General features: G+C 68.1%; 5 protein-coding genes. 3 read left to right on the top strand and 2 right to left on the bottom strand.

What is annotated here, in order from left to right; all coding sequences use genetic code 11:
• From JSV65_12185 to JSV65_12175, 3 genes are all read left to right on the top strand, one after another.
• On the top strand, positions 1-199 hold a 199-nt coding region (locus JSV65_12185), incomplete at its 5' end, for a cysteine desulfurase NifS (protein UCH33329.1).
• Complete coding sequence (locus JSV65_12180) at positions 196-1,212, top strand: hypothetical protein (GenBank protein ID UCH33328.1); 1,017 nt, start codon at positions 196-198, stop codon at positions 1,210-1,212. The genes JSV65_12185 and JSV65_12180, both read left to right, overlap by 4 nt.
• Before the next feature lie 146 nt (positions 1,213-1,358).
• Positions 1,359-2,390 carry a DUF362 domain-containing protein gene (locus JSV65_12175; GenBank protein ID UCH33327.1) on the top strand — a complete coding sequence of 344 codons (1,032 nt, stop codon included), beginning with the start codon at positions 1,359-1,361 and terminating at the stop codon, positions 2,388-2,390.
• Positions 2,391-2,471: 81 nt separating this feature from the next.
• On the opposite strand, the gene JSV65_12170 is transcribed toward JSV65_12175, so the two are convergent.
• Positions 2,472-3,869: a sulfatase gene (locus JSV65_12170; protein ID UCH33326.1), complete on the bottom strand. Its 1,398-nt coding sequence runs from the start codon at positions 3,867-3,869 to the stop codon at positions 2,472-2,474.
• 132 nt (positions 3,870-4,001) lie between these two features.
• Entirely contained in the window at positions 4,002-6,752 is a 2,751-nt protein-coding gene (locus JSV65_12165; protein UCH33325.1) for a sulfatase, read from the bottom strand.
• Positions 6,753-7,154: the final 402 nt, after the last annotated feature.

Below are 7,154 nucleotides of genomic sequence, written 5' to 3'. Positions count from 1 at the left end.
CACCTCCGGTTCCCTCGAGGCCTCTCACGTCCTGCTCGCCATCGGGCTGGAGCACGACGTCGCCCACGGCTCTCTGCGCCTCACCCTCGGCCACGACAACACCGACGAGGATGTGGACTCCGTCCTCGACACGCTCCCGCCCATCGTCGAGAAGCTCAGAGCAATGTCACCGCTGTACCCGGGGAGAGCCGCATCATGAGAGGCAATTCTGCCCTGCGAGACCGTCTCGGGTCACTGGCGTCGAAGGCGCGCCATCACGGCGACCCCGCGCGCCCGCGCCCGTGCCGCGCGGATCTGGCACTAAGGTTGCTCGTCCTTATCACCGGGCTCGGGTTGGCGGGTACATCCGGCACTCGCGCCGCCGCCCTCGACCTCGAATCCCTGCTGCCCCGATCGGGCGCAGTCGAGGGATGGCGAACGCAGGGCAAGCCTGCTTCGTACACGCCTACGACGCTCTTCGACTACATCAACGGCGGGGCGGACTTCTACCTCGCGTATGACTTCCAGCGCGTTGCGGTCGGGAGTTACGTTGGCCCCGGCGGCGCCAAGATCACAGTCGAACTCTATGACATGGGCTCGTCGCACGATGCGTTCGGTGTCTTCTCGCACGAGCGAGCGCGGGAGAGCCCACCCGTCGGCCAGGAGTCGTCATATTCCGGCGGCCTGCTGACGTTCTGGAAAGACCGCCTGTTCGCGCGGATCTTCACCGACCGCGAATCCGAGACCGCGCGCGACGCGATTCTCAAGCTGGGCAAGGCGGTCTCGACCGCGGTGAGAGCGATGGGCAAGAAGCCGCCGATGCTCGGCCTGTTGCCCCGGCCCGGACTCGCGGCCGCGTCGGTGCGGTATCTCCACACCGACACGAGCCTCAACAGCGTCCTCTACCTGCCTGGCAATGCGCTGCGACTGAACCGCCGGACCAACGTCGTCTATGGCGAGTACCCGCAGGCCGACGGCCCGCCGGCGAAGCTTGCGATCGTGATCTATCCAGAGGCACGGCACGCCATGGCCGGGTACCTCGGGGCGGCCAAGCTCCACGGCGCATCCGGCGATGGGAATCCGCCCCCGTGGTATGTGAGTGAAAGCGACCGCTTCCGCTGGGTCGGCGCGTTCGTCCGCAACCGCTACGTCGTGCTGGCATCCCATGCCCCGGACGAAGGGGTGGCGCGCGCGCTCCTCGAATCGGCGCGCAAACGCATCGGCAAGGGCTGATACAACGGTGGACTGTGCGCGGGAGCGCCGCGCGGCGCGACCTCGGACCGTCTCGTTACGGACGAGCAGCGCGAGTGAAGCCCACCCGCCTGGGACGGGAATCTCGCTTGAACAAACAGCTCTGAGCGAATAAGGAGAGAAGGCCGATGGCTCGCAAGCATTCCGACGATTCGGACCTCACCCGCCGCCAGTTTCTCCGCCGCGGAGCGGGAGGGCTGTTGGGCGCAGTGGTCGGCGGGGCGGCCGCCTCGCAAGGCGGCTGCCGGTCTGCGTCGCAGTCCGCATCGGAGTCGGCGGTGGAAGAGCGAGGCCCGACCCCGGGCCGCGCGACCGTCGCGCTCATCCGCGATCAGCGTGCGCTCGACGGATCCCCGGAAGCGCGAGAGACAATCCTGCGGGAGATGCTCGACCAGGCGCTGGTGCGCTTGACGGGCGCCGCCGACCAGGCCGCCGCGTGGAAGACCTACGGTCGCGCCGGCGAGAAGATCGCCATCAAGTCGAACGTGATGATGCGTCCCGTGCACCCCGAACTGCTCTACGCAATCCACTCGGGGCTGACGAGCGCCGGGGTCGCCGACAAGGACATCGCGGCCTGGGACCGCAACAGCGCCGGCTTCGGCCGCGACGAATTCGAGGCTCTGCCCCAGCGCCCGGGCTATGACGCGGACGATGTCAGCAACCTCGTCACCTGGGCCGACGGCTTGGTCAACGTCACCGGGTTGAAAGCGCACTGGCTTGCGGGCGTTGGCTGCGCGCTGAAGAACTGGGCGGGCGCGGTGACCAACATCAATGTCTCGGATCGCAACGTCACCTACGCCTTCCACGCCGACAGTTGCGCCGAGACCGGCATACTCAACGCGATACCGTCTATCCGAGAGCGCTGCCGCCTCATCGTCATAGACGCGCTCCAGCCCTTGTTCAACGGCGGGCCGCAGGTTGATCCGCGCTACGTCTGGGATTACAGGGGGCTCATCGTCGGCACTGACCCGGTGGCGGTGGACATGATCTGCGCCCGCGTCGTCCAGGCCAAGCGCGACGAGTACAAGGGATACGAATGGCCCATCTCGCCGCCGGCGAAGCATGTCCAGATCGCGGACGCGAAGTACGGCCTTGGGGTCAGCGACCCGGAGCGCATTGACCTCGTCAAGCTGGGCTGGTCGGACGGCGTCCTGGTGTAGCAGGCGGTCGACGCGGTCTGCGGCAGGTGGCTCACAATTAACCCGGCCCGCGCGCCTTCGCGAAAGCCGCGGCCGGCGGTTTCACTTCCCGACATACCCGATCGAGCGCAGCTCTTCCGTGGTCTTCGCGTCGAGCTTCGGGCGTTGGTCGCCCGCGCGCGCCAGCGCCGCGAAAGGATTGGACGCGCGCATGAGCCGCCAGAGATAGTCCGACTTCGGGTCGTTCAGAGGCAGTGGGCGTTGCTGGCGGGGATCCTCGACGTAGTTGTAACGCTCGAATCGCCCTCGCGGCGGCGGCTTCGGCTCATCGGACAGGCCCGCCATGGTGCAGATCAAGGTCTGGTCGTCGAGACGCACGCCGTAGCGCGACACGCCGCACGGGTTCCACCCATGCACCTCCGCCGCCAGCGCCCGCCGCGCGGGCAGCTTGTCCAGCGGCAGCAGGTTGATCCCGCGCAGCCCTTCGGGACGCTCGATATCCGCGAGCCCGAGCAGAGTCGGGAGCACATCGAGATTGCTCACCGGCGCGCTGACGACGCGCGGCTGCTGCCCGGGCACGGACATGATGAGCGGGATGTCCAGCAGTTCGTCGTACAGCGTGTAGAGGTGCGACAGGCCGCCGTGGTCGAGCCACTCCTCGCCGTGGTCGGCGGCGACGACGACCGCCAGATCTTCGAACCCCGATGCGGCGCGCAGCACGCGCCCGATGCGCGCGTCCACGCTCGCCACGTCGCCGTCGTAGAGCGCGTGAAGGTACTCGACCTCATCGAGCGACATCTCTTCGTCGCCGCGCGGGCGCTTGACGATGCGGGGCACCCGAACCTCCGCATCGAGAGGACTGTAGCCCTCGGCGACCCGCTCGCGGACATCGGCCTTCGGCGGCACGCGCGATGCCCCGGCCGCCTCCGGATCGTACGGCCAGTGCGGGTCGAGCAGGTAGAGCAAGACGAAGAACGGCTCCTCCGCGTGCGCGCTCATCCACTGGATGCAGCGGTCGGCCATTTCGTCGTCCTGCAGCCGCTTGCAGGCGAAGGATTGAAAGCCCTGGTCGAAGCCGTACCGCCCCGACATCAAGAGGTGCGACGAGAAGCCCGCCGTCGCGTAACCGGCATCGCGAAAGCACTCCGCCATGGTGACGGCGTTCGCGGCGAGCCGCATCGCGTTGCGCTGCTGCACCTCGCGCGGATACTTCCCGGTCATCAGGGCGGCGTTCGACGGACAGGTCCACGAGGAGGCGGCATACGCGTTGTCGAATCGCGCCGCGCGCTTGGCGAAGGCGTCAATGTTCGGCGTCAGCCCCTTGGCAGATCCGTAGCACCCCACGTGATCCGCGCGCAGGGAATCGGACACGATGAGGAGAAACCGCGCCGCCCGCACGGGCGCAGCGGCCGGCTGCCGAACATCGGACCGCCCCACGAGCAGCCATCCTCCGATCCCCAGCACGGGGATCAGCACCCACAGCCATCGCGCTCGTCGCACTATGCCCATTGCCTCAGTAGTTGCTCGCGTTCTCTCCGCACATGACGCCGAGGCACGTCCGCAGAACCCAGGCCGCGGCTCATGCCGTTACGCCTTCAGACGGACTGCTCGCCTGCCTGCGACGGTCAGACTTCAGTTCCCCAGGTAGCCGATGGCGCGCAACTCCTCGGCGGTCTTCTCATCCAACTCCGGCCGGTGAACGCCCGCCCTCACTTCGGCGGCCAGCGGATCGAACCGGGCCATCAGGCGCCACAGAGCATGCCCTCCAGGCGCCCGCGGCGGCAGCGGATGCTGCTGACCCGGGTCGTTGACGAAATCGTAGCGCTCGAAACGCCCTCGCCGCGGCGGATCGGTGCTCAGCTCGCTCACGGTGCGGATTAAGGTCTGCGTGCCGATGCGCACATTGTAGCGCGAAACACCGCGCGAGTTCCACCCGTGCACCTCCGCGAACAGCGGCCGGGGCCGCAAGTTCTCCGTCGGGAACAGATTCACCCCGCGCAGGTCATCAGGTGCCCGGATGCCCGCCAACGCAAGCAAGGTCGGCAGCACATCGAGGTTGCTCACCGGCACGCTCGCCGCGCCCGGCTCCTGGCCGGGCGCGGACACGAGCAGCGGAATGCGCAGCAACTCGTCGTACAACGTGTAGAGATGCGACAGCCCGCCGTGATCGAGCCATTCCTCGCCGTGGTCTGCGGTCACCACCACCGCCAGGTCCTCGACATCCTCCGTCGCCTCCAGCACGCGGCCGATGCGCTCGTCCACGCTTGCGATGTCGCCGTCATAGAGAGCGTGCAGGTACTCGACTTCATCCATGGATATCTCGCGGGCGCTCGTCGGTCGGGTCACGATGCGCGGCACGCGGACGTCGGGATCAAGGGGGATATACCCGTGGGCGACGCGGGGGGACACGTTGGCCGTGCGCGGCACGAACGACGCCCCGGCCGCCTCGGGGTCATACGGCCAGTGCGGGTCGTGCAGGTACAGGAGCACGAGAAACGGATCATCCGCGTTCGCGCGCATCCACTTGATGCACCGCGCAGTCATTTCTTCGTCGCCGGTTGGCTTGCACGCGAATGACCGGAAGCCTTGCCGAAAGCCATGGTCGCCCGAAATGAGCACGTGTGCCGAGAAGCCGGCGGTGGCGAAACCAGCGGCGCGGAAATACTCGGCCATTGTCCTGGCCTCCGGAGCAACGCGCACCCCGCGGGGCTCCTGCACCTCGTGGGGATACATGCCCGTGAACAGCGCCGCGTTCGAGGGCGTCGTCCACGAAGACGCCGCGAAGGCGTTTTCGAACCGCACCGACCGCCGCGCGAACGCGTCAATGTATGGCGTCAGGCCCCTGCGGCACCCGTAGCACCCCACGTGGTCCGCTCGCAGGGAATCGGACACAATGACAAGGAAGCGTTTGGCTCGCCGCGGAGTTGGGGATGATGCCTCGCGCGTCGGCATGCGGGCTGCAGCCCCCGGCGCCGCCTTTCGCCGCAGCAACCCGTACCACCCGACGTCGTCGCGCCAGCCCTCTCGCCACTCGTAATCCGGCGCCCACGGCAGCAACTCCCCGCGCTGGTGAACGCGCCACGCAATGTAGTCCGGCCGCATGTCCCTGACCATCCCGGCGAAATCGCCCTTGGGGATGTACGGCCACGTCTCGCGGCTCACTAGGCCGAGGGCGTCAATCACGCGGCAGTTGGAGAGGTAACCGAGTATCCCGCATTCATTGGTCAGGACACTCGCCCCGGGGTCGTTCTCACCCAGCCAGTGCGCGATGCGGGTCAGCCCGTGCTGCTCGAACGCCGCCGCGGGCATCACGGGTGGGTAAACGACCCGGCGCGGGAACCACGGATGCCCGGCGACGATCATCGTCACGCCCGACACCACCGCCAGCACCACGATCGTCCCCGAGGCGAAGCGCACGCGATCCGCCCCCGCGCCCGCCAGCAGAGCCACGGCGACCAGCAGCGGCATGTAATACCAGCCCATGTGCGGGAGCCCTGCGACTCGGTACGCAATGCAATATACTACTCCCCACACCGCAAGGGGCCACAGCCGCCGCTCTCTCAGCCCCCAGATTGCAGCCAGTCCCACACATATCCACAGCGCGACCCCGACGATGGGGCGCGCGGTGAGATATGGCAGCGCCGCGGGATGAAATCGCCCGGACCCCAGCCACAGGGCCTTGGCATGAAGGGTCTGCGGCACCACGGCCCCCGTCACCCACCACTGCCAGCCCAGCCACGGCAGATACATCGCGACCGCTGCCGCAATCGCCGCGAACGGAGCGCGTCGGGTGGTGATCAGGCTTGCCGCACCCAAGACCCCCGGCACCAGCCACCCATCCAACCGGATCAGCGCGCACAGCCCGGCCCACACGCCCCACTGCCATCCCCGCGAATCGCGCAGCCATGCCAGGTAGGCGATCGCGATGAGCAGCGCGTAGGCCGCCGTCTCCATGCCTCTCATCCGCGCGGCTGCGAGGGGCGCCAGTCCTGCCAGCACTGCCGCCGCCATCCACGGTCTGCGCCACCCCAGGTGCTCGCCGATGCCCCACGCCACCACGGTGAGCAGTCCCCAACACACAGCCGCCGCGAGGTTCGCCGCGACCGGAATGTGACCGGGCCACAGCTTCTCGACGAGCACCAGGAATACCAGCCACAGCGGCGTGCTCGAACCCATGGACGGCGCGTCCCCGGGATTCCATACGCTGCCGTAGCCGTAGGCCAGATGCGAGGCGTAGCGGAAGCTGATGTTGGCGTCGTCGCACCCGCCATCGCCCCACAGATAGACGGCGAGTACGGCGGCGGTTGCCGCCGCGAGCGCCCATCGCGCCCACGGCCGTCCGCGCGACGGGGAAGCTTGGGAGTTCGTCTCAGATCCTGACATCGAATAGCACGGGGGTGCGGGCCTCGGCCGAGCAGCTCGCGAGTTGAACTCGCTGTCGCCGGTGACACCTACACGCAGGGGCGGCATGCTGCCGCGTGTCGGGAGATCGCCCGCGCATCAGCACCTCGAGAACGTATTCGACGCTCAGGACCCCGTCTCCTACGATGGGCGGCGCGCAGGAGCAGTGCACTTGGCTGCCCGCCGCGGACGGCGCGCAGTGCGCGGATCGAGCGATGAAATAGCAGGGGGGCGAGCCCTGGGGCTCGCCCCCGCGGATTGTCGGTGTTCGCCAGCCCGCCCTAGAACGGGATGGCGAACGCGCGGCAGAGGAAGATCGCCATCTGTCCGCGGGTGACCGGGTTGGTCGGGCAGTAGTTGCCGCTGCCGCAGCCGCCGGTGACT

Source organism: Armatimonadota bacterium (genome assembly GCA_020354555.1).
GTDB lineage: Bacteria > Armatimonadota > Hebobacteria.
The sequence above is the reverse complement of the archived record's forward strand: the minus strand, read 5'-3'. Positions and strand labels throughout refer to the sequence as shown.